The organism is Lysinibacillus sp. UBA5994 (genome assembly GCF_002429725.1).
Classification (GTDB): Bacteria; Bacillota; Bacilli; order Bacillales_A; family Planococcaceae; genus Lysinibacillus; species Lysinibacillus capsici.
In genome coordinates this window covers 1-23,017 of record NZ_DJAU01000033.1, presented here as the reverse complement: position 1 = coordinate 23,017, position 23,017 = coordinate 1, and the positions used below count along the sequence as shown (strand labels likewise).

Sequence of the window (23,017 nt, the reverse complement as noted above, 5' to 3'; positions counted from 1 at the left end):
TAGGGTGAATGCATGGAATATTATATTCTAGCTATTGTGTGGCTGTCGATAAAGAAATATTGAAAAAATAATGAAAAATAATTCAGAAAACTAATGAATAATACTAATGAAATTTTATTACCTAGTACTAATATTTAGTGATAGAATAAGATTATAAAAATACGTTGGAGGAATTCATATGTTAACAAGTCAACAATTACAAGCTATTTTGCCACACCGATATCCATTTCTTTTGGTAGACCGTATTGTGGAGTTAGAAGAGGGCAAGCGCGCAGTGGGGTTGAAAAATGTAACGATTAATGAAGAGTTTTTTAAAGGTCATTTTCCACAGTATCCTGTGATGCCAGGTGTGCTAATTGTTGAAGCATTAGCACAGGTTAGTGCAGTGATTATGCTGACAAAGGCTGGGAATGAGGGAAGATTAGGTTTATTGGCAGGAATCGATCATTGTCGCTTTAAAAAGCAAGTAAAGCCTGGTGATCAGCTACATCTAGAAGTGGAGATTACGCGTGTGAAGGGCGCTGTTGGGAAAGGCAGAGGGATTGCAATGGTAGATGGAGAAATAGTTTGCGAGACGGATCTTGTTTTCGCTTTTGGATCTTAGAAAATGGAGGTTCTCGGTTGAATTACACATTTATGCTTTATATCGCCGTTTGTATCATGCAAATAGCGCTATTAGCGAATATTACGATTGCTAAAAGCGCTTGGAATGGGGTGATAATGTGGCTTTGTACGGTAGTTTATGTTTTCGCAACAGCTATTTTTGGATTAAGTAGAGCGCGGCAAAAAGACTCTCAAAAATAAACGACTTTGCTTCAATTCGTACTACACGGCTCTCTTTCCTTCATATAGTAAATGGAGTGAAAGTTTTAATATGAGAGGGTGAGGGGGTTTGAGGGTCGCTTTTATAGAACATAAAGAAGAACAGCTACAGCCAGAGCAAGCGTTGGCGAACGATTTCTGTGATCAATTTGTGCAAAAGATGCATAAAAATATATTGCATAAAAAGCTTGATGAGGATGTGTATCAGTCCTATTTTGTTATCCTTCAGCAACAATATACAAGGCAAGAGCTGCGATTTATTGTCCATCTGTTAAAGGTACAGGCAAATGAGATAATACGCATGAAGCCCATGTTTATTACCATGAGTGGTGTTATTTTATCCGTGTTTACATTGCTTGCTACAACCATGAATAGCAAGCTCATGATCGGCATGTCGCTTGTCCAAATCGTTGCATTAGCCGTCTTGAGTTTTAATGTCGCCATTATATGGATTTCCTTTAAAATTGAAATCGAACATAAGCGGGTGCAGGCAGTGATTGCATTATTAGATTATTACGTAACAATTGTTTCAGAAGGGAGTTACCTTCGTGCAAAAGACAGTTGAACAATTACATTATTGGCTTATAAAAGTACCAGAAGTATTTCGTGTGATGACAGAAGCGGAAATAACACAACGACCTGCTCCAAAAAAATGGTCCAAAAAAGAAGTAATCGGTCATTGATGTGATTCGGCTATTGTCAATCTTGAACGATTTCTTCAAGTTCAGAATGAAGCTTCACCCTATGTAGTGACTACATACGACCAAGTACAATGGGTCGCGTTACAGGGCTATCAGGAATTACCGATAGAAGATATTTTAATGTTGTGGACAAGCATCAACAAAAAAATCATGTATGTACTGGACCACCTTGATGAAGAGACATTGGCCCAGCCATGTGTGATGAATCAACAACAAAGGACATTGGGATGGTTGATAGAGGAGTATATGGAACATCTGGCACATCATATCCACCACCAAATTTTAATGAATGAATGTGAAACATAAGCATTTTTTTAGGAAATCCTCAAATAATAAAGTACGAAAATAATTATTTGGGGACGTGAAAATGTGAAAAAGTTTTTATTGCTTTTACTACCACTTAGTCTAATCACAGTGTCGCTTTTTTATGTAAAAGTGAGTTCTTCTGAAAATAAAGGAAGAAAGTATTATGAGGAAGCAGGTCAAATTCTTTGGGAAATTCAGACAGATGAAAAAATCATTGCCTTAACATTTGATGATGGGCCACATCGCAAATATACAGCGGATATCCTTGATGTATTGGAAAAATATAATGCAAAAGCAACCTTTTTTATTGTCGGTCAAAATGCAGAAAAAAATCCTGAGCTGATTACAAGAATGTACGAAGAAGGACATGAATTGGCCAATCATACCTATACACACCCTTTAAGAACAAATGTTACCAATTTAATGAAAGAAATACAGCAAACAGATGAAGTGATTGCAGGGATTACAGGCTATCAGCCAACATTATTTAGACCAGTTGAAGGACAATATACCGATGCGATGATTGATGCAATTTCAAAAAAAGGCTATAAGGTTGTTATGTGGTCTTGGCATTTAGATACGCTTGACTGGAAAAGCCCAGGTGTTCATCGCATCGTGAATACCGTTTTAAAAGGTGTGAAAGCAGGCAATATTGTCCTATTTCATGACGGTGGGGGAAATCGAGCACAAACGGTTCAGGCAATGGAACAAATCATACCGGAGCTTGAAAAACAGGGCTATCAGTTTGTGACGGTTTCTGAATTATTGGAAATCCAAAGGACACATAAGAAAATGGAAAAAAAACAGTAGTGTTGAAGCAGAAACGTCTTCAACACTTTTCTTTATGTAAAGGTTATTTAAACATTTTTTTGATGTGTTTAAGCTCAGCAATTAAATAATCAATTTGTTTCTGCATATTATCTATTTTAACTGTTTGATGCCCATTTCCATTACCATTATTAGTTTGAGAAGAATCATTGTTCGCGTTTTGGAGCGCTTCTAATGCGAGTCCTGCTGCAATGGTTTGTAAACCATCCCCTAATGTTGAAATGGCTGTGCCAATATAGGATAGCTTAGCCGCATAAATTTCTATGGATTCATTGCCTTGGCTCGGTTTATTATTTCTCCCCATTGTTCTTCCTCCTTACATTTGTCATTACTTGCATCATATGCGACAACAAGTGAAAAGGCGATTCCGATGATCGTTGAATGATTCACTAAAAATGGTAAAATTAGTACAATTAACGGATTGGGGGACTAGCATTGACACAACATATAGAGCTGATTGAAATGAATAGTGAGCTGTTAGAGGGAAAGGGCAGCTTTTGTTTACGAAGCAAGAAAAAAACAGAGGGCTATCAGAACAAAAACAAATGGCTTAATCAACAATTTGAAAAGGGCTTACATTACATACAAGTACTTGAAAATCAAAAACAAGTAGGTTTTATAGAATATACAGACGCGGAATACTCTTCAAGAGTTGTACATGCAGATGGCTATGTGGTGATTCACTGTTTATGGGTAAGTGCAGTGGGTAAGGGCTATGGTACACAATTACTGAAGAGGTGCTTAAAGGATGCCAAGGAACGTGGGAAAAAGGGAGTGGTGGTCATTACAAATGACCAAACTTCCTGGACGCCAAGCAAGGATTTATTTTTACAGCATCAGTTTCAGCATATGGCAACAGCACTCAATGATTTTGAATTATGGGCCTTTCCATTTCATGAAAGCGTTGAACGGCCATACTTTCCTGATAATTGGCAGGAACGATTAACGAGATTTCCTCATTTAACGATTTTACGTTCCTTTCAATGTCCATATGTAGACGTCGCCACGGAAAATATTCAATTAGCTGCCGAAAAATTAGGATTGCAGCCAGTGCTGGTGGATCTTCAAACGAGAGAAGAGCTGATGGAGAAATCACCGACACCATATGGTATTTTTTCAGTAGTTTATAAAGGACAATTGATTGCCTTTCATCGATTAACCGTGCATTCCGTATATAAAAAACTGCAAAAACTCATGAATAATTTCTGATAGGATGCAACTTTTTTGGACACTGGCACGTTATATTCTTATAGCATTTCTATGATTCTTTGAGTTTTTTGTTGACTGCTACTAGGAAATGAGTAAAATTAAAAGGCAGTACCATAATATGCCTAAACTTAGTAGTATGATGGCTGAATAGGTGCTGGAATGCTAGTTAGAATGAAGCATGATCGGACAAGGTCTGTCATGAAATTTTGACAGTCTTTTTCTTTTCGTCTTCTGGATAACCTGTTAAGATGGTAGTAGTGTGACAACAAGTTAGTGTAAATGAGAGTGGTGACAATCAAGATGGATGAACAGAAAAAAGAAAGTACAGAACAGCAGCAGGAGCCGACTCCAGCTGAAATAAAGCCGGCAGGACAATTTATACAACTGAAACCGTTTAAATTTATCATGCTAATGTTCTTTACAATTCTTATTACGGCAGGTTTAACAATATTTGCGTTAACCTTTGGTGATAAGAAAGTAGTAGAAGTGAAAGTTCCGATTGAACGAGAGGAATTTACAAAATTATATGAAGCATTTGATTTACTGAAAAATAACTATTACCAAGATATTGACGATGAAAAAGTGGTCGATGGTGCGATCAATGGTATGTTTGATGCATTAGGCGATCCTTATTCCGATTTCATGGTAAAGGAAGAAGCGGATCAATTTAATTCTGGCTTATCTTCAAGCTTCCAAGGAATTGGTGCAGAAATCCAAGAACGTAATGGTTATATTACAGTAGTGTCACCTATCAAAAATTCTCCTGCTGAAAAGGCAGGCTTATTACCAAAAGATATTATCTTAACAGTTGATGGGAAAAGTATTCAGGGCTTAAGTGCAACAGAGGCAGTTGCACTGATTCGTGGCGAAAAAGGAACACCCGTAAAATTAACGGTAAAACGTGGCGAAAATACGGAACCTATTCAAATGACAATTGTTCGTGATGACATCCCAGTCGAAACCGTTTATGGTGAAATGCTGGATGGCAATATTGCCCATATTCAAATTACATCATTTAGTGAACAAACTGCCCAAGAGCTTGAAAAAATCCTTACTGAGTATGAAGGCAAAGGAATGAAGGGCATTGTATTAGATTTACGTCAAAATCCTGGTGGCTACCTAAAGGCTGCAGTCGATATCTCTAATTTCTTTGTACCAGAAGGAAAGGCGATTGTGCAGGTACAAGAAAAAGATGCGGAGCCTCAAATTACAAATGCCATTGCAGGTAAAAAATATAACCTACCGATTACGGTACTAGTTGATAGTGGCAGTGCTTCAGCCTCTGAGATTTTGGCAGGAGCATTAAAAGAGTCAGTTGGTGCTAAAGTTGTTGGTGAAACATCATTCGGTAAAGGAACTGTCCAAAATGTTACACCATTAAAAGACGGCTCTAATTTGAAATTTACGACAGGTAAATGGTTAACACCGAAGGGCAACTGGATTAATGAAAAAGGAATTGAGCCTGATGTCAAAGTTGCGTATCCATCCTATGCCTCTTTACCATACTTGAATGCCTCTTTAGAAATGAAGACAGGCCTACAATCTGACTCTGTGAAAGCAGCAGAGGAGATGCTTCAGGTGCTAGGGTATGAGCCTGGTGAAGTAGATGGGATCTTTGATGACACTACCGCACAGGCAGTAGAAAAACTACAAGCAGCGAACAACCTTGAAGAAACAGGCATTCTAACAGGTAATACAACGTATGCTTTAATGGATGCATTACGTGCAAAAATGAAAGCCGATGATCCTCAGTTACTAAAAGCGAAAGAGCTTCTTGTAGGAACAGCCGAAAAAACAGAGGAAACAACAAACTAACAATGTAGCTGTCGCAACAGTTGTCTTTCACGGCATCTGCGACAGCTTTTTTTATGGGAGGAACTAATATGAAAGATGTGTACCTATTTAGTGGCTTTTTAGGGAGTGGCAAAACATCCATGCTGACAGATGTCATTCGCCAGCTAAAAGAAAAGAAATTAAAGCCTGCTGTTATTATGAATGAGCTCGGGAAGCTGCCATTTGACTCGCAGGCAGTGGAAAAGGATATCCCGCTAAAGGAGATGCTAGAGGGCTGTATTTGCTGTTCGGGTGCTGAAAAAACAGAGGCACAAATTCAATCTCTTCTATTAGATAGTGATTTTGATGTGCTCATTATCGAGACAACAGGTGCAGCACATCCTGTAGAAGCTTTGGATGCCGTTTTTTCACCGCTTTTTGCAGATCAGCTCAATGTGAAAGGCATTATCACGGTGGCGGATTCTAAGCTCTGGCTACACCGTGATACATTAACACCACAAGTGCGCTCTTTATTTCTGGAGCAAATTCGCCATGCACATCTATTGTTAGCAAATAAAACAGACTTATTAACAGAGGCAGAGCAAGGTCAGGTCGTCTATGAACTACAGGGCTTGAACCCTCATGCCTTTATATTGCAAACGACAAATGGACGCGTACCACTCAGCTTATTAGAGGGGCTGAAGGCAACAACACAGGTCGATAAAGCAGATATAGTTAAAGCGCCAATAGCCTCAATGCAGCTGGGCTCTCGCTTAGTAGATTTTACAGATCAGGAATTTACACAGGAGCAGTTTGAAGATTGGGTGCGTGCATTACCTGAAACGATTTATCGTATGAAAGGCTATGTACCAATTAAGGGCATCAAAAACCCAATGTTGTTCCAATATGCTTATGGAATGGTGCAATGGCTCCCAGAATATATAAAAATGCCAGCAAAACTTGTTATTATTGGAGAGAATGTTAGTGCTTTACCTGTTATTGGGGAGAATTGAAGAATAAAGCAACCAGTGAATTTCTGCACGTGAACAACCTGTGTAGCTTTACACAGGTTGTTTTATTTTTATGTAAATGAAATGTAACGATCTTGTAACACAATTGTAATATTAGGCTAACATGAGGCTACGACACTAGCCGTCTCAGGGCGATGCAAAGAAAGTAATGAAGAAAGGCGATTAAAAAATGAGTGTATAAAACATACATTTTTTATTCATATCAGCTGTTTATTTTCTAAAATATTTACGAGTTTAGGAGGGGTGTCAACCCTCTTTCAAACGTAAGTATTTCATAGATTGGTGAAACCTGCTAAAAAATAACGCGAAAAAAACGTGATTTTTCGCGCATTTTCTTCTTCGTTGGCGTAGTTAGCAGATGTTGGTAAGATTTTAATGAAAATCATCCCTTACGATTAGTGGCAGAGAAGGAGGAATTGCAAACATGAAAAAAACACTAACTGCAATTTGTGCAACATTTCTTTTAGCAGCTCCAATTCAAATAGCTTCTGCTGCTGCAAATACAACAGAGGGGAATTCCGTACAGCAATCAACAAACTGTAATGTTTATTATTATAAATGGTCAAACAATAATCATAAGTGGACGATTAAACTTCCACAGGCATCTACACCATCTAATGAGACGCCAACAACAAATAATACAACACCAACAAAGCCAAATAATAATCAATCATCACAAAATGAAAAGCCAGCAACACCACCAACTACTTCAACACCATCAACAACAACTTCAGATGTGGACGCATTTGAACAAGAAGTAGTAAAATTAACAAACGCTGAGCGTACAAAAGCTGGTTTATCACCACTTCAAACAGATGCAAAATTAATGGCTGCAGCTCGTGAAAAATCACAAGATATGCAAACAAATAAATATTTCTCACATACGAGCCCAACATTTGGTTCACCATTTGATCGTATGAAAGCTTTAGGTATCGCTTATAAAGCTGCAGGTGAAAACATTGCTCAAGGTCAACGTTCACCACAAGAAGTAGTACAAGCGTGGATGGACTCACCAGGACACCGTGCGAACATTTTAAACGGTAAATTTACACACATCGGTGTAGGTTATGTGAAATCAGGTAACTACTGGACACAACAATTTATCCAAAAATAATCATTTATTAATAGAAAGATGCTCTATAAGTCTATAAAGGCTTATAGAGCATCTTTTTTTATTGAATTAATGGTAAAATTTGATGAGAAAGGGAGGATAGAATTGAAACAATATAGCATAGCAATGGCGGTTTTCTCATTAGCCGTGTCGTTTTTAATAGGAAGCTGGCTCATCGCCACTAGTTTAAAAGAGCAGCCAAAGGAATCCGTGCAACACCAGCTATTGTCACAACAAGAGGCAGCTGATTATTTAGGAATCAGTGTAGTGGAAGTGCTAAAATTAACAGAAGTGCCAGACGGATCTAATAGTTACATAAGCGAAATCCCTCATGTGAAGGTAGGGGACAAAGTCTATTATCCAAAGCAAGCCATTGATCGCTGGCTATTGGATATGGAATTAATCGTAGTACCTTAAGAAAAACATATGAACTATTTCTTTGGATAGGGGCATCCCCTAATAAAAAAGAGCGCTCCCTCCAGCGAAAAACGGTCGATGAAACTTTTCTTTCTCTTTTATAAATAGTAGTTTTTAAACTGTATTTTGGGGGAATTGATAAATAAGTAGTGGGTAAAAAGTAGGGAGAGGTGAGATGGATGAAAAAGCCGAATCTATTAAAGCAGTTTTTTACAAAAGAAGAAAGACCGCATACGTTTGCGCTGGCAACAGCTCAAGATCATCGTTTATTTTCATATGCCATGTCCTTTGCCAAGTATCACCCCGATATGATGATTGTGTTTTCGGCAGATGGCGAAATTATTTACGTCAATCAAGAAGCACTCTATGAACTATTACAATATCGACCTAGTCATGCAGAAGATTTCAAGAAAATTCTGACTGATGCAGATTATAAACGATTAAAAAGAGCGTTCAATCGAACATTACGAGGAAAGTCGGTCAAGATTGATATTGAAAGACTCCAGCATCAAGGACAAAACCTAAGCCTCGTACTGACGTTTATACCAATAAAAAATGACGACAATCAGGCGGAGGGGCTCTATTTAATCATTGAAGATATGTCCACGTATTCAGCCATGAAGCATCAGTTAATGCTACATGAGAAGCATTTAAATTACGCCCAGCATATTGCGGCAGTTGGGAGCTGGGAGTACTTTATTCAGCATGACAAACTGTTTTGCTCAGATAACTTTTATCATATTTTTGGCTTTGCACGTTCAGATAACGATGGTATTGAGCACGTTTTCCAGTTCATTCATCCAGATGATTATGAAAGGACATATGATGCATTTAATCATGCTCGAAAAGGGACTAATTTTGACAGTGACTTCCGAATTTATCACGGTAAAACCAATGAGCTGCGTTTTCTACAGGCAGCCGCCGAAGTCATATGGAAGGATGACAAGCCCTTTAAGATGATTGGGGTTGTCAAAGACGAAACGGCTTTCAAACTACTTGAGAAAACACTAAATGATACATTAGCCAACTATCATTCTATCTTTGACAATTTAGATGCAGGGATTTGGATGCGAGATTCCATTCGTGGCAATATGCTGTTCGCCTCTAAAGGATTGGAAGGAATTCTTGGTATTCCATTAGCTAAGCTTTATGATGACTCAGAAGTATGGATTAATATGATTCATCCTGCACATCGTGAGGAGGTATTAGCGTATACAGATCATCTCGCTTCAGGCAAAAGCTATCAAGTGATTTATCGTATCCTAACGGGGGAGAATCAGACAAAGTGGTTGCTGGAGCAAATTGTGCCGAGACTAGATCAGCAAGGGGAGGTCAACCATATTTTCGGCTTAGTAACTGATATTACAAAGGAGATTGAACGAGAAAAGAAGCTTAATTATTTAGTGTATTATGATGAATTGACAGGTTTACCAAATCGCTTGAGCTTACATGATAAAGTTGATACCTTATGCTTAGCTGGCGAACCCTTCGCACTATTATATATTTCGATTAACCGCTTTCATATCTTAAATAATGCGCTAGGTACGAAAATCGGTGATGAGCTTCTGCGCACGGTGACCAACTACTTTTCAACACTAACAGATGATCACAGTTACATGGCACGTTTAGACAATCAGCATTTTATCATTGTCATGAAAAAATATGTGAGCAAGCAACATATTTACGCGCTGGCTAGCCGTATACTGAAAACCTTTGATACACCTTTTTCGATAAAAGACTATCGCTTGCACCTATCTGCTAGCATTGGTATTGCTTTTTACCCAGAGGAGGGCTTAACGAGAAACATTTTATTAGAAAATGCATATTCAGCTTTATGCTATGCGCAACAGCAGGGAAGGAATCGTTTTCATATTTATGCCTTTACAGAGGATATTACTTCCTATAAACAGTATGTGTTAGACCGAGATATGCGACAAGCCATGTTAAATGAGGAATTCGAATTATATTTCCAACCAATGGTGGAGCCGCAAAAGGGGGTTATCAACGGTGCAGAAGCGTTAATTCGTTGGCATCATAAAGAATGGGGCCTTGTGTCACCTGGTGAATTTATTCCATTAGCGGAAGAAAACCATATGATTCACATCATTACAGATTGGGTGATTAAAAAAGCATGTGCGTTGTTACAGCACTGGAAGCAGCAAGGGCATGTGCTGCGAACAATTAGTATTAAGATATCGCCAATCCGTCTGATGAAAAAGGGCTTTATTCAGTTTGTCCAAGAGCAATTACAGGTAAATTCAATTGACGCTCACTATATACAGTTCGAGATTAGCGAAAGTACCATCTTAAAAAATAGTACAAGTGTGATGACCGTTCTTAAAGAATTACAAGACATCGGTGTTAAAATTGCTATTGGTGATTTTGGAACAGGCTACTCTTCCTTAGAATCATTGCGAACATTCCAACCAACGACACTCCATATCTATGAAGCGTTTATCCGTGAAATTCGTCATGATCGTCCGATTGAAAATGGACTCATTTCAGCAACGATTTATTTAGCCAAAATGCTTGGTATTCAGGTTGTGGCAAAAGGAGTTGAAAGTTACGAGCAATTTATCTTTTTAAAGCAGCAAGAATGTGATTATTTGCAAGGTAGTATTTATACGAAGGCTGTTCCCTCGAAAGCCTTTGAAAAAATGCTGGCACAAGGCATTTTAACACCACAAAAAGCGATTGTTCATAAAAAACCTGTGGTGGAGCGACGCAAATATTACCGTTTTCAATTCCCGGCCTATGTGAAGGGCTTCATGACAATTATCGAAATGAATGAGCAAAAAATTAATATCGGTCATACACCTATCATCATTGAAAATATTAGCTTAGGCGGCATGAAGATTCGCTCTTCTTTGAAGCTACCCGTTAATCAAACGATGAAATTTAAATTTAGCTTTATTTTAATGAATCAATCATTTAACCTAGAGGGTACTTTTAGATGGACCTTAGAAGAAAAATACCAAATCTATTCTTATGGCGTCGCCTTTAATTTGACGCAGGAGGATGAAGGAAAATTAGCCCCGATCATCAATCGAATGACAGCCTTGCATAATCACCATGAAAAAATAGAGGGAACGCCCTTTATGTATGAGGATATTGAAGCTTATTTTAAAAAATAGCTGATCATGAAGATGCCCAAATGTTCTAGAGGGCATCTTTTTTTCATGGCGTGGAATCACACGAACTAAGCGTTTGAAATACACGAAAAATGCTTATACTCTCCAGTAGAGGAGGCGTTTTATGGATAAAGTGGAGTATATGATCAAAAGCCTACAAAAAGCATTCTACCATTCCTCGGATTTGACCGTCAGACAAATAGATTGGCATGAAGGGGACACGGCTATTTTATGCTTTTACGCTTCTCTTGTTGATGCGAAGGAAGTACAAAAAATACTGGATACCATTTATGCACGTTTAGATACAGAAAAACCTTTTTGGAGTGAAACCCTACTTACAACACTCGATAATTTTGCGCTACCGCAAGCGATTGAACGGGTTTGCCAAGGTGAAACGCTCGTGATTTTGCCTGATACGGGAAAAATGCTGACGTTAGCGATTACCAATGAAGTTCGTCGTAATCTTGAGGAGCCAAACAATGAACATATTCTGCGAGGCTCCCATGAGGGTCTTGTGGAGCGTGCGGATACCAATTTAACATTGATACGAAAGCGAGTGAATAATCCCGCTCTTGTGGTCAAATCTTTTACAATTGGACAACAAACTAACACTAAAGCTTATTATCTCTATATGGATGGGGTTATACGGCCTGAAACCTTACAAGAGATGGAAAAGCGGATTGCAGACATTAAAATCGACTATTTTTATAGCATTGGCCAGTTAAGTGATGCACTAGAGGATTCCGTGTTATCGCCATTTCCACAATTGTTAAATACAGAGCATCCAGATCGTGTGGTAGCCCACTTAGTGGAGGGTAAAGTTGTGGTTATGACCAATATTTCGCCGTCTGCCTTGATAGGCCCTGTGACATTTTTCTCTTTCTATCAAACACCTGATGACTATAATAGTCGGGTAGTGGTTGGCTCTTTTTATAAAATAGTGCGTTTGCTGTCGTTTGTAACGGCGGTTTTTTTACCAGCATTTTATATTGCTGTGATTAGCTTTCACTTTGAGGTATTACCCTTAGAATTAAGTAATCAAGTAAAAAATGATGTTAATGATATACCTTATCGACCGTTAATTGAAGCACTGATACTTGAGATTATTATGGAGCTCATTCGAGAATCAAGTATTCGTTTACCACAATCAGTAGGGCAAACGATTGGGATCGTAGGGGGATTAGTGATAGGAGATGCCATTGTAAGTGCGGGACTCGTGTCGAACTTAATGGTCATTGTTGTCGCCTTAACGGCCATTTCAAGCTATGTTGTCCCGTCCGTTGAATTGAATAGCACGATTCGCATGATCCGTTTTCCGTTTATGCTACTTGCCTCATTATTTGGGTTTTTAGGCATTGTGGTAGGAGTTGTCATCCTATTAATTCATTTAATTAGTTTAACGTCATTGAAACAGCCGTATTTTTCACCTATCGTACCATTTCAACCGAAAGCTGTTTATAAAATTTTTTTACGCTGGCCATTTATTAGACCGACAGTCCAAGTTACTTCCTTTCAACCACCGAAGGATGAAAAGGGAAAAAATGAGGATACACCATGAATTTTTCTCTATCAAAGGCACAATTTTTTTTACTACTCTTTATCATTCAGACAGGTGTTGTCTACATTGCCTTTCAAACACCGTTAATCATATACAGTCAACATAGTGCATGGTATGTCTTCTTCCTTGCTAGCATCTTCCATTACGGCTTGCTGTTATTTTTTGAACGCTATTATCAATTTTTCTTTTTAAATGGGTTCTTTCGCTGGGTCTATCTGATCTATTGGTTATTAATAACAGCTGTATTAATTGCCTATATGGGGTATGTTCTGGCCTCATGGGTCTTGCCCCGAACACCTGAATGGATTGTTGTCATGATGATTGTAGGGCTATCTTTGTATGCCAATTTAGTTAGACCAGAAACCATCATCAATATTGGTGTCATGCTAATTCCTATCATTTTCCTCTTTGTCATTTTTTTAATGCTGGCTATTCCAGATTTAACGTGGAGTAATATTTTTCCAGTTGAGTGGAACAATACTAGGCAAATCATGGCGGGCATGATTCATAGCATGTATGCCTTTTTTGGGATTGAAATGTACCTCCTTTATCGTCCATTTCTCAAACAGGATTTACAGGTGAAGGGAAAGCCCTTATTGATTTATCAACTCGTCATTTTTTTCTTTTATTTTATTTCGGTTGTCTTTACACAAATGTTCTTTGCTTTGGAGGAGGTTCAACTAATACCAGAGCCTATTATGTATATTTTAAAATCACAGGAAGTGAATTTTGTAAAACGGCTGGATATTTTTTTCATCTATATTTGGCTTTCTTGGTCCATTGTTACGGTCATGATCTACGGTTTGTCCCTTCGTGTGCTTTATTTGTCAAAAAAACGGAAGCATCCGAAACGAAGTATTGTTTTTTTTCATCTTCTCTTAGCCATCCTGCCGCTATTTGTCATGCAATTTCAGCGCATTGAGTTTATCAAAAATTCTATACACTACGTACTCATTGTGTTTACGATTCTACTACCAATGATGATAATTTGTTGGAATAAATGGAGGGGAAAACGTGTATCGTAAAGGGATTATGCTCCTCTTGTCTATGTTACTTTTAGCTGGCTGTTGGGATGAACGACTTTATAAAAACGCTTCCGTTGTGACGCTCGTTGGGGTGGACGGATATATAGGGGCATACAAGGGATATTATGCCTATCCGAATACAGCAGCTCAGCAAAATGAAGTGATTGAAGCGGACGGCATTTCACCAAGAGATGTACGGAATCAAGCCAATTTAAAAGTAGAACAAACACTTGATTTATCTGAGCTATCGACCATCCTTGTATCGGACCAAACGGTAAGAGAGCCTCTTTATGATATTTTGGATATTTATTTTCGTGATCCCCAAAACCCGATTTCGATAAAAATTGCTGTAACAGAAGGGGATGTCAAGCCGTTTATAGAGCTAACAAAGGATTTAGCAGGGGGGGCAGGAGGCTATTATGAACGTTTTATGGAAAGCACAGAGGAAAATACAATTTTCCCGAAATTAGATTTACAGACGGTTGGCTCCATGCTATTTGAACAGACAATTGATATAGCACTACCGTATATTCAGTTAAGTGAGGATAAAAAGCATGCTGTTGCGGCAGGTGTCGCTTTGTTCTCAGGTCAAACGTTTACGGGTACAATATTAACACCAAAACAATCTCTCACGATGCTTCTCTTAATGAATCAACCTAGCAAACAAGCGCGGATGAGCTATATGTGGAAGCATGATGGAAAATCGATGCCAATCACGGCTGATGTTATTCATATCAAGCGTCAATGGACGGTGAATGAGGAATTAAAAAGAATAGACATGGATTATCTCATAGAGGTAGAAATTGAGGAATTTGCACATGACCATTTATATAAAGACCCCGTTTTCAAGGAGGTTCAGCAGTTGATTCAAGATCATGTGCAGGCAGAGTTTGAGGAGGTTTTGCGGATTCTTCAAGATCAGCAATCGGATACGTTGGGGATTGGTCGATATATTCGTGCTTATCACCCCAAAATGTTTCAGAAGGATTGGCATGCTGTCTATGCATCCTTACAGCTAGTGCCGTCTGTTCAAGTGAAAATCATTCGCACAGGTGTTTTACGCTAAAAAAATCGCCTTTCTCAAGTTAGAGAAAAGCGATTTTTTTGTTGTTAAACAGTGACTCTTTTTTGAACAACCAATAGACGAATTAAAAGAGTAATTGCGCCCATTGTTAAACCTGCCACAAGGCCAATCCAATAGCCAAATGGGCCGAAATCCGTATGTGTGGCAAGGGTATACCCAACTGGCAAGCCAATCACCCAATAAGATATAATGGCCATGATAAACGTGATCATAACATCTTTATAGCCTCTCAATGCGCCTTGTACTGGTGCTTGTATTGCATCAGATAGCTGGAAAATGGCTGCGTAGACTAAAAATTGTACGGCATACTCAAGTACCATCTGATCTGTCGTATACATATGTGCTACAGGTTCACGTAAAATAAACAAGATGCAAGCTGATATAAAGCTAAATAAAATGGCTGTGCCTACACATAGATAACTATACATACGAGCATCTCGCATGCGACCAGCGCCGATCTCAAAACCTACTAATATTGTGACACCCATAGAAATACTGAGCGGAACCATGTATAACAGAGAAGTGAAATTGATGGCAATCTGATGGGCTGCGATGATTTCTGTGCTAAAATTACTCATCATCATGGTCACAGCAGAAAAAATACTTGTTTCTGCAAATAGGGAAATACCGATCGGTACCCCAATCAATAAAATTTCCTTCCATCGAAGCCATTCAAGCTTAGGCCAATCATGAAACAGACGGAATCGTTCGAACGGTACTCGTTTAGCGATGATCCATACTGTAATCATGAATATTAGCCAGTACGTTATTGCTGTCGCTACACCAGCTCCGACGCCGCCAAGCTCAGGCGCACCAAATTTGCCGAAAATAAAGATATAGTTCAGCACGATATTAATGGGTGTTGTCATTAAGGTAATGATCATCGTGACCCGTGTCTGACCAAGGGCGTCAATAAAGCAACGCATAACAAAAAATAAGAAAAGTGGCAAAAGACCCGCACACATCGCATAGATGTAGCCTTTTGCAATGCTATGTACAGCAGACTCTAAGTTCATCTTACTAAGTATCCAATCAATGCCAAAGAAGAGTCCTGTAAAAATAAGGATCGCCAGCAATATGGCTACATAAATGCCTTGCTGGACTGCCTTTTTTGCATCCATCTCTTTTTTCGCTCCCACAAGCTGTGAGACAATTGGCGTAATAGCTAGGAGTATACCTGAAAGTCCAGTATAAATCGGCATCCAGATAGAGGAACCAATCGAAACACCTGCTAAATCAACCGTCCCGTAACGACTGGACATTAAAATATCAAAAAATGAAATAAGATAAATAGCTACCTGTGTCACTAAAATAGGGACAATCATTTTTAAGAGTAGCACGTATTTTTCCTTAATTGTGGATGTTTGATACATATTTTCTACTTCCTTCATGAACATAATGAACAAGTATAGCATATGTAAAGAGAGAAAAGCTGAAATTTTCATGCTTCATCTATATCTTTTCGTCAGCATATAGTAAAATAGAACACTGTAAACAAAAAGTAGTGCTAACTACAATGGTTTTTAAGGAATAGGAGAATTTGTGTGAAACAACAAACAATCATTTTAACCGGTGGTGGGACAGCTGGCCATGTATCGTTAAATCAGGCGATACTCCCGTCTTTACTAGAACTTGGTTATGATGTCCACTATATTGGCTCAGAGCAAGGTATTGAAAAAGAATTAATTGGCGAGGCGTTCCCCGATGTTCCGTTTTATGGCATTGCGAGTGGTAAATTGCGTCGTTATTTCTCCATGAAAAATTTTACAGATCCATTTAAAGTGCTTGCTGGAATGATGCAGGCTTTTCGTATTATTAAAAAAGTGAAGCCACAGGTTGTCTTTTCAAAGGGAGGGTTTGTATCTGTACCCGTTGTGATGGCAGCGAAATTAGCAGGTGTGCCAGTCGTCATCCATGAATCTGATGTAACACCTGGTCTTGCCAATAAAATAGCCTTACCTTTTGCTTCACATGTATTCACAATTTTTGAAGAAACTCTGAAGCATTTACCTCAAGAGAAGGCTACTTGCACAGGCTCCATTATTCGTCCTGAGTTATTTGAGGGAGAAAGAGCAAGGGGGCTAGCTTTCTGCGGCTTTTCTACTTTAAAGCCTGTTTTACTTGTTATGGGAGGGAGTTTAGGCTCTGTTGTCTTAAATGAGGCACTACGTAAAAACTTACCAGAGCTCCTCAAGCAATTTCACATCATTCATTTATGTGGGAAGGGGAATTATGATGAAGCACTGGAGGCAATGCCAGGCTACAAGCAATTTGAGTATGTGACAACAGAGTTACCTGATTTATTGCATGCTGCAGACTTTATTGTGTCACGAGCAGGCTCTAACTCCATTTTTGAATTTTTAGCGCTTCACAAGCCGATGCTATTAGTACCTCTCTCAGCGCAAAAAAGTCGTGGAGATCAAATTTTAAATGCCAACTTGTTTAAAAAACAAGGTTACGCAGAAGTGTTACAGGAAGACGAGTTGACAAAGGAATCTTTTATGAAGTCTGTTCATACACTAACAGAGCGTAAAGTGGAAATGGTGGAGACAATGGCAAAAACGCAAAAACCAAAAACACCAGATGAAATGGCGTCATTAATTTTACGGTACAAGAAATAAGTACTATTTGAAAAAAGAAAAGAAGCTATGAGGTAGGTCGAAATGACAAAACCTTATAGCTTCTCTTTTATATATACACACTACATTGCTTGCTCTTCGCCTTCTTGCATTTGATGTGCCGTTGTTAGGTAGAATAAATCTTTTGGAATTTTAAATAAATTAAATTGTGCCTCACCGCTATTAACCTGCGCTAATAATGTTGGATGACTTTCATTGGCACTCACCACATAGGGAAGCTTTAAAGCAGCACGCTGTGATTTTAAATTTTCAACACGTATACGGAGAAAGACCGTATGAAAATTATAGTCAAAAAATAACTCGTTCAAAAATAACATTTTTGCTTTTTGATTATAACCTTTACCTTGGTAAGGGAGTCCAATCCACGTTCCTAGAAAGCCTGCACCGTCCTCCACATCGTGAATACTAATGGTGCCGATTGGTTGACCCCAATCATCAGTTATGGTCCTCGAGATAGCGAGTCCTCTCGCTTCCTCTTCAATCAGTTGTTTTGTCATAAACCAATATTCATCAGCGGATGTGGCTTTTTGACGGACAAAAGGGAATACAGAAGGGTGTGATAATAGCTCATAAAGCTCTGTACATTCATGCAGGTCTCGATGTTTAAGCATACGAAACGCCTCCTTTACTAGGGTAGTTAAAACAATTCCGTTGAAGCATAAAGAAGAAAACTAAAATTCGTACTGGAATTAAAACCCAAAGAACTAGACGTTATAACTATGATATTCCATAATCTCCCGCTGTCTTACTGATTTCGACCATACCGAAAAAAGGCTAGTTTTTTAAATATAATATAACATATAAACTGCTTGATGCAATCATTTTGCTCGTAAAAAAACAAAATTTGAGTTTAATAGTCAGTAAATTCTGATAAATGAAATGTGATTATCCATAATATTGTTGTTTTTTAGCATTAAGACTAACCTATCAATTTTAACTAATATTAATCATTTATCTACATCTTTAGTAGGATTGTTGGCTTGTTATAATAGGTAATATATCAAATATTATCCTTAAAAGGATATAATTTTTACGATTCTAGAAAGGTAATTTTTTATTTTTATGTTATAATAGTAGTATTATTTTTAATCTAACAACACATACATACGAACATTTCTATCATGATGGCAATGGCTTTTCTGGAGGTGACAGCATGGAGTATATTTTAAGCGAAGATTTCTTTAACTCATTATTTATTGGCAAGGATTTTGTTTTTCTCGTGAAAAAAGTAGGGGACGATTATCAATATATTCGCTTAAATCAAGCAGCTCAAGATCTGTTATCGAATGAGGCGATTGGTAAAATGATTTCGACCGTTACCTCAAAGCGTAATTTTTTGATCATTCAGAAAAATTACCATGAGGCCATTAGAGAACATAAACAGGTTGACTATGTAGATTATGCATATGTTCAGTCGGAGGTTCGTAAATATGAAACATCCGTCAGACCGTTGAAATATAAGAACGAAGACTATATTTTAGCCATCACGAAGGAAATACTTTATGACCGCAGTATTGAAGATAAATTTTTATTTATGCGGTCCATGTTTGACCATGCCTTTTTCTCAACAGTCATTTTATCGGCTGAAGGAATGATATACGAAGTGAATTCAAGCTTTATGGAAGATTTTCAATTAGATAATGAAACCGTCAAACAGAAAATGTTTGTGGATTTACCGATTATTCCAAAGGAAGAAGTTGAACAAATAAAAATTTGTTTGCAGAAAGCTGCAAGAGGGGAAAACGTTGGCGAGAAGTTTATTAAATTGCATACATTGGACCAGCAGGAACGCATGTATTTACTGTCACTATCACCAGTGATGCAGGATGATAATTCCTTTGCCATATTTCTTATCATGCAAGATTTTACACAATTTACTTTACAAAAAGCAGAATTACGCTCGAAGTCTCACGGGCTAGAAGTATTTAAATCTGCATTAAATTCAGCTACAGCCATTGCTGTATTAGATCATAAGGGTAACATTACCGAAGTGAGTGAGATGTTTTTACAGGCTTCTGGCTACACGGCGGAGGAGTTAATCGGTCAGCCCTACGCATTGATCGAACCACGATTCCGTGGGCAAGACCTTTTTCAAATAATTGAAGATAAGCTGGACACGATGGGAATGTGGCGTGGAGAACTTTGCTATCGAACGAAATATCATGCAGATTACTGGGTAGAAACTACCATCGTTCCATTAAAAGATGAGTTTGGTCAAATCGAACAAATTTTAACCATTAACTATGATATTACGGATAAGAAAAGAATGTTCACAGAATTAAAAAATATTGAACGTACTTTCAGACTCATCACAGAAAATACAAATGATTTAATTGTGATTACAAATGAGGATGGCATCATTATCTATGCTTCCCCGTCCTATGGTATTTATTTAGGTTATGAAAATGTAGAGCTACAAGGACAGTTTTACAGTGACATTATTGATCGAGAAAGTAAAGGCGAATGGCAAACATTCTTGAATAATTATACAGGGCAAACAGATTCACAGTTTGAGCTTTTACTGAAGGCGAAAGATGGAACGCCGATTTGGACAGAAGGAAATGTCACGGTTGTGCACGACCCTGAACGTGAAAAAGTTTCTCAAATTATGATGGTGTCTCGTGAAATTACACATCGCAAAGAAAGGGAAAATGATTTGCTGTATTTAGCCTATCACGACGCTTTAACACAGCTACCTAATCGGCGTTTTTTAGAAAAGGAGTTTCCTAAAATCCTAGCAGAAGCAAATGAAAATCAAACCTGTGTGGCGATGCTCTATATAGATGGTGATGATTTTAAAGAAGTAAATGATCGCTTTGGCCATGAGACGGGCGATGCGTTTATTCAGCGATTCGGCAGTTCCTTGAACAAAACAGTTCGAAGCCATGATATGGTTATTCGAATAGGTGGCGATGAATTTATTGTCATCTTAACTGGCTTAACAAGAGATCAGGAAAAAAGACATCATCAAATTATGCATATTATTCGACGGATTCGCGATGAATTAGCAGAAGGCTGGATGATAGAGGACCATCTTTTTACACCAACTGCTTCAATTGGCATTGCCTATTACCCAGACCATGCTCGAACATTGGATGAGCTAATGGATTTAGCTGACCAAGCATTATATAAATCAAAAGAGTCGGGGAAAAACAACCTCTCCATTTCAGATATACACTAAAAAGTCTGTCCACAAGGTTTTCCTTGTGAGACAGACTTTTTATTTGATGTTATGCTATAACAGTATAGGGATAAAAATCCTACATCGTTATTTTGGAATAGAAGGTGATATGATGCCTAAGAAGATATTGTTGGTAGAAGATGAAAAGCATATCGCTCGCTTTGTCGAACTTGAATTACAACACGAAGGCTATGAAGTAAAAACTGCCTTTGATGGTCGAGAAGGATTGGCTTTGGCAACATCGGAAAATTTTGATGTACTTTTACTGGATGTGATGTTACCAAGTATTAATGGGATTGAGATTTGCCGTCGCATCCGAACACAATCACAAGTACCGATCATTTTATTAACGGCACGAGATGCTGTGATGGATCGTGTAGCAGGACTCGATGCAGGGGCTGATGACTATATCGTCAAACCTTTTGCGATTGAAGAGCTGCTGGCTAGGATACGGACGATTTTACGTCGTGTCACGCCAGAGCAGACAAGCAGTGAATCTTTATGCCTACGGGATATTGAAATAGATGTAGCTGCCTATGAAGTTTTCGTTCAGGGGAATAAACTTGATCTAACAAAGACAGAATATGACTTATTGAAACTATTAATTGAGCACAAAAATAGAGTATGTACACGAGAGCATATTTTAACATCCGTTTGGGGCTATGATACGGATATCGAGACCAACGTGGTAGATGTTTATATCAGACATTTACGTACAAAGCTCCCTGGGGCGATGAATGATTATATTGAAACCGTTCGTGGTGTTGGGTATGTGATGCGAGAATGAATAAGTTAAGAAATTATTTACGTCAGCAGTCCCTGCAAAAAAAATGGATGCTGACCTCAAGCAGTGTCATCTTTATTAGCTTTACGATTATTTGTGTAGTCGTCTATCTTTCTCTGCATACATGGTTATTAAATGATGAGGAGAGTAAGGTCAATCGGACAAGTAAGGATATCATCTCTTTTTTAGAGTCCCAAGGTCCTACAATTACCATTCAGCAAATTCAGCAAAATACAGGCTTGCTCAAATCGATTGCGGATCGTGATGAGACGGTCCGAATATTTAATGCTGATGGGGTGGATATTTTACGAATCAATGATACCTCTGCTGCTGCACCACTTAATTCGTTGCAAGAAATTTTTGAGATGACCATTGATAAGCAGGATGTGCTGGTCATCAATGAACCGATTCGGATGGGCTTTTTCCAAGGCTATATTCAGGTGATTCATCCGTTAACTAGTTTTCAATCTCTCATGCATTATCTTTTGACAGCCATGCTGATTGCAGGGTTAGGAGCCTTAGTGTTATCTGGCTCTATTGGCTATTATCTAGCGAACTATTTAATGAAGCCACTACACGAATTGCGTGCATCCATGAAAACTGTGATGGATCAAGGATTTAAGGAGCCTATACAGCTAACCTATACATCACATGACGAAATTGGTGATTTACTGAAGATGTATAATGCCATGATGAATGAGCTGCAAATCTCATTTACCCAGCAGCAGCAATTTGTCGCCGATGCTTCTCATGAGCTGCGTACACCGATTCAAGCAATTGAAGGGCATCTTTCTCTTTTAAAAAGATGGGGCAAGCATGATCCTGCCATATTAGAGGAATCCATTGATACCTCCTTAACAGAAATTGCTCGTATGCGCAAAATGATTGAGGAATTATTAGAACTTGCACGGCGTGAGGAAAAAGATGAAACAAGTGAGGCTAATGCATTAGTGGTCATCGAAGCAGTGATGGATGAGGTAAAGCTTGTTCATCCACAAGCGCGAATATCGCTGTCGAAACATGGTGAAATTGGTCCGTTATTTATCACCGAAAATGCACTAAGTCAAATCGTTCGTAATATAATAGAGAATGCCATTCGTTATTGTGAAAAAATTCCTGAGATACAAATTTCTATTTCTGTTGCTGGAAATTATGCATGTTTAGAAATTACTGATAATGGTATAGGAATAGCACAAGACAATATTCCGTTTATCTTTGATCGTTTTTATCGAGTGGATGAAGCAAGAAATCGCCAAATTGGTGGAACAGGCTTAGGGCTTAGTATTTCGAAGATGTTACTTGAAAAATACAATGCCACAGTAGAAGTCAAGAGTGAGGTTAATATTGGAACCGTTTTCTCGCTGAAAATCCCGCTAAAATATTAAGAAAAATACAAGCTTTATTTCATTATTCTATC

General features: G+C 38.3%; 22 protein-coding genes. 19 read left to right on the top strand and 3 right to left on the bottom strand.

The window, feature by feature from the left end; all coding sequences use genetic code 11:
- The first annotated feature begins 178 nt into the window (after window positions 1–178).
- The 6 genes from fabZ to B3D98_RS11530 all read left to right on the top strand — a co-directional run bounded on the left by fabZ (window position 179) and on the right by B3D98_RS11530 (window position 2,639).
- Complete coding sequence (gene fabZ / locus B3D98_RS11555; RefSeq protein WP_048392930.1) at window positions 179–604, top strand: 3-hydroxyacyl-ACP dehydratase FabZ; 426 nt, start codon at window positions 179–181, stop codon at window positions 602–604.
- A gap of 17 nt (window positions 605–621) precedes the next feature.
- Entirely contained in the window at window positions 622–804 is a 183-nt protein-coding gene (locus B3D98_RS11550; protein WP_054548621.1) for a hypothetical protein, read from the top strand.
- 88 nt (window positions 805–892) lie between these two features.
- A complete protein-coding gene (locus B3D98_RS11545; protein WP_279494954.1) occupies window positions 893–1,387 on the top strand; it encodes a hydroxymyristoyl-ACP dehydratase in 495 nt (164 codons plus the stop codon).
- A complete protein-coding gene (locus B3D98_RS11540; protein WP_288583100.1) occupies window positions 1,371–1,505 on the top strand; it encodes a hypothetical protein in 135 nt (44 codons plus the stop codon). The genes B3D98_RS11545 and B3D98_RS11540 overlap by 17 nt, the downstream gene beginning before the upstream one ends.
- A 12-nt stretch (window positions 1,506–1,517) precedes the next feature.
- Entirely contained in the window at window positions 1,518–1,829 is a 312-nt protein-coding gene (locus B3D98_RS11535; protein WP_288583128.1) for a DinB family protein, read from the top strand.
- Between the two features lie 63 nt (window positions 1,830–1,892).
- Entirely contained in the window at window positions 1,893–2,639 is a 747-nt protein-coding gene (locus tag B3D98_RS11530; protein ID WP_066036803.1) for a polysaccharide deacetylase family protein, read from the top strand.
- A 43-nt stretch (window positions 2,640–2,682) separates the two neighbouring features.
- Here the strand turns inward: B3D98_RS11530 and B3D98_RS11525 are convergent, their stop codons facing one another.
- Window positions 2,683–2,961: a hypothetical protein gene (locus B3D98_RS11525; protein ID WP_048392921.1), complete on the bottom strand. Its 279-nt coding sequence runs from the start codon at window positions 2,959–2,961 to the stop codon at window positions 2,683–2,685.
- A 131-nt stretch (window positions 2,962–3,092) separates the two neighbouring features.
- Between B3D98_RS11525 and B3D98_RS11520 the strand changes: the two genes are divergently transcribed.
- The 9 genes from B3D98_RS11520 (at window position 3,093) to B3D98_RS11480 (ending at window position 14,978) form a co-directional block, all read left to right on the top strand.
- Complete coding sequence (locus tag B3D98_RS11520) at window positions 3,093–3,866, top strand: GNAT family N-acetyltransferase (protein WP_288583097.1); 774 nt, start codon at window positions 3,093–3,095, stop codon at window positions 3,864–3,866.
- Between the two features lie 300 nt (window positions 3,867–4,166).
- Entirely contained in the window at window positions 4,167–5,681 is a 1,515-nt protein-coding gene (locus B3D98_RS11515) for a S41 family peptidase (protein WP_288583095.1), read from the top strand.
- Window positions 5,682–5,749: 68 nt separating this feature from the next.
- On the top strand, window positions 5,750–6,652 hold the full coding sequence (locus tag B3D98_RS11510; RefSeq protein WP_288583093.1) for a CobW family GTP-binding protein: 903 nt from the start codon (window positions 5,750–5,752) through the stop codon (window positions 6,650–6,652).
- A 442-nt stretch (window positions 6,653–7,094) separates the two neighbouring features.
- Window positions 7,095–7,784, top strand: a complete 690-nt coding sequence (locus B3D98_RS11505; RefSeq protein WP_048392912.1) for a CAP domain-containing protein — start codon at window positions 7,095–7,097, stop codon at window positions 7,782–7,784.
- 102 nt (window positions 7,785–7,886) lie between these two features.
- Window positions 7,887–8,198 carry a helix-turn-helix domain-containing protein gene (locus B3D98_RS11500; protein ID WP_288583091.1) on the top strand — a complete coding sequence of 104 codons (312 nt, stop codon included), beginning with the start codon at window positions 7,887–7,889 and terminating at the stop codon, window positions 8,196–8,198.
- A 179-nt stretch (window positions 8,199–8,377) separates the two neighbouring features.
- Window positions 8,378–11,332 (top strand): EAL domain-containing protein, encoded by a 2,955-nt coding sequence (locus tag B3D98_RS11495; protein WP_288583089.1) that lies wholly within the window; start codon window positions 8,378–8,380, stop codon window positions 11,330–11,332.
- Window positions 11,333–11,453: 121 nt separating this feature from the next.
- The gene (locus tag B3D98_RS11490) at window positions 11,454–12,887 is read left to right on the top strand and encodes a spore germination protein (RefSeq protein WP_288583087.1); all 1,434 of its coding nucleotides are present in this window, start codon (window positions 11,454–11,456) and stop codon (window positions 12,885–12,887) included.
- Window positions 12,884–13,912, top strand: coding sequence for a GerAB/ArcD/ProY family transporter (locus B3D98_RS11485; RefSeq protein ID WP_288583085.1), 1,029 nt, complete (start codon window positions 12,884–12,886; stop codon window positions 13,910–13,912). The genes B3D98_RS11490 and B3D98_RS11485 overlap by 4 nt, the downstream gene beginning before the upstream one ends.
- Entirely contained in the window at window positions 13,902–14,978 is a 1,077-nt protein-coding gene (locus B3D98_RS11480; RefSeq protein ID WP_288583083.1) for a Ger(x)C family spore germination protein, read from the top strand. The genes B3D98_RS11485 and B3D98_RS11480 overlap by 11 nt, the downstream gene beginning before the upstream one ends.
- A 44-nt stretch (window positions 14,979–15,022) precedes the next feature.
- Here the strand turns inward: B3D98_RS11480 and B3D98_RS11475 are convergent, their stop codons facing one another.
- Window positions 15,023–16,369 carry an MATE family efflux transporter gene (locus B3D98_RS11475; RefSeq protein ID WP_048392901.1) on the bottom strand — a complete coding sequence of 449 codons (1,347 nt, stop codon included), beginning with the start codon at window positions 16,367–16,369 and terminating at the stop codon, window positions 15,023–15,025.
- Between the two features lie 171 nt (window positions 16,370–16,540).
- Between B3D98_RS11475 and B3D98_RS11470 the strand changes: the two genes are divergently transcribed.
- On the top strand, window positions 16,541–17,617 hold the full coding sequence (locus B3D98_RS11470) for an undecaprenyldiphospho-muramoylpentapeptide beta-N-acetylglucosaminyltransferase (protein ID WP_048392899.1): 1,077 nt from the start codon (window positions 16,541–16,543) through the stop codon (window positions 17,615–17,617).
- 80 nt (window positions 17,618–17,697) lie between these two features.
- Here B3D98_RS11470 and B3D98_RS11465 read toward each other — a convergent pair whose 3' ends face one another.
- On the bottom strand, window positions 17,698–18,246 hold the full coding sequence (locus B3D98_RS11465) for a GNAT family N-acetyltransferase (protein ID WP_004230128.1): 549 nt from the start codon (window positions 18,244–18,246) through the stop codon (window positions 17,698–17,700).
- A gap of 542 nt (window positions 18,247–18,788) precedes the next feature.
- Between B3D98_RS11465 and B3D98_RS11460 the strand changes: the two genes are divergently transcribed.
- The 3 genes from B3D98_RS11460 to B3D98_RS11450 all read left to right on the top strand — a co-directional run bounded on the left by B3D98_RS11460 (window position 18,789) and on the right by B3D98_RS11450 (window position 22,985).
- The gene (locus B3D98_RS11460) at window positions 18,789–20,816 is read left to right on the top strand and encodes a diguanylate cyclase domain-containing protein (RefSeq protein ID WP_048392897.1); all 2,028 of its coding nucleotides are present in this window, start codon (window positions 18,789–18,791) and stop codon (window positions 20,814–20,816) included.
- 112 nt (window positions 20,817–20,928) lie between these two features.
- Window positions 20,929–21,603, top strand: a complete 675-nt coding sequence (locus B3D98_RS11455; protein ID WP_048392894.1) for a response regulator transcription factor — start codon at window positions 20,929–20,931, stop codon at window positions 21,601–21,603.
- A complete protein-coding gene (locus B3D98_RS11450; protein ID WP_054548609.1) occupies window positions 21,600–22,985 on the top strand; it encodes a HAMP domain-containing sensor histidine kinase in 1,386 nt (461 codons plus the stop codon). The genes B3D98_RS11455 and B3D98_RS11450 overlap by 4 nt, the downstream gene beginning before the upstream one ends.
- Window positions 22,986–23,017 lie beyond the last annotated feature (32 nt).

What these genes read in the sequence shown, in the direction of transcription:
- fabZ (WP_048392930.1), top strand. Translation starts at nt 179, where the DNA reads ATGTTAACAAGTCAACAATTACAAGCTATTTTGCCACACCGATATCCA.
- B3D98_RS11525 (WP_048392921.1), bottom strand. Translation starts at nt 2,961, where the DNA reads ATGGGGAGAAATAATAAACCGAGCCAAGGCAATGAATCCATAGAAATT.
- B3D98_RS11515 (WP_288583095.1), top strand. Translation starts at nt 4,167, where the DNA reads ATGGATGAACAGAAAAAAGAAAGTACAGAACAGCAGCAGGAGCCGACT.
- B3D98_RS11510 (WP_288583093.1), top strand. Translation starts at nt 5,750, where the DNA reads ATGAAAGATGTGTACCTATTTAGTGGCTTTTTAGGGAGTGGCAAAACA.
- B3D98_RS11505 (WP_048392912.1), top strand. Translation starts at nt 7,095, where the DNA reads ATGAAAAAAACACTAACTGCAATTTGTGCAACATTTCTTTTAGCAGCT.
- B3D98_RS11495 (WP_288583089.1), top strand. Translation starts at nt 8,378, where the DNA reads ATGAAAAAGCCGAATCTATTAAAGCAGTTTTTTACAAAAGAAGAAAGA.
- B3D98_RS11490 (WP_288583087.1), top strand. Translation starts at nt 11,454, where the DNA reads ATGGATAAAGTGGAGTATATGATCAAAAGCCTACAAAAAGCATTCTAC.
- B3D98_RS11485 (WP_288583085.1), top strand. Translation starts at nt 12,884, where the DNA reads ATGAATTTTTCTCTATCAAAGGCACAATTTTTTTTACTACTCTTTATC.
- B3D98_RS11475 (WP_048392901.1), bottom strand. Translation starts at nt 16,369, where the DNA reads ATGTATCAAACATCCACAATTAAGGAAAAATACGTGCTACTCTTAAAA.
- B3D98_RS11465 (WP_004230128.1), bottom strand. Translation starts at nt 18,246, where the DNA reads ATGCTTAAACATCGAGACCTGCATGAATGTACAGAGCTTTATGAGCTA.
- B3D98_RS11460 (WP_048392897.1), top strand. Translation starts at nt 18,789, where the DNA reads ATGGAGTATATTTTAAGCGAAGATTTCTTTAACTCATTATTTATTGGC.
- B3D98_RS11455 (WP_048392894.1), top strand. Translation starts at nt 20,929, where the DNA reads ATGCCTAAGAAGATATTGTTGGTAGAAGATGAAAAGCATATCGCTCGC.
- B3D98_RS11450 (WP_054548609.1), top strand. Translation starts at nt 21,600, where the DNA reads ATGAATAAGTTAAGAAATTATTTACGTCAGCAGTCCCTGCAAAAAAAA.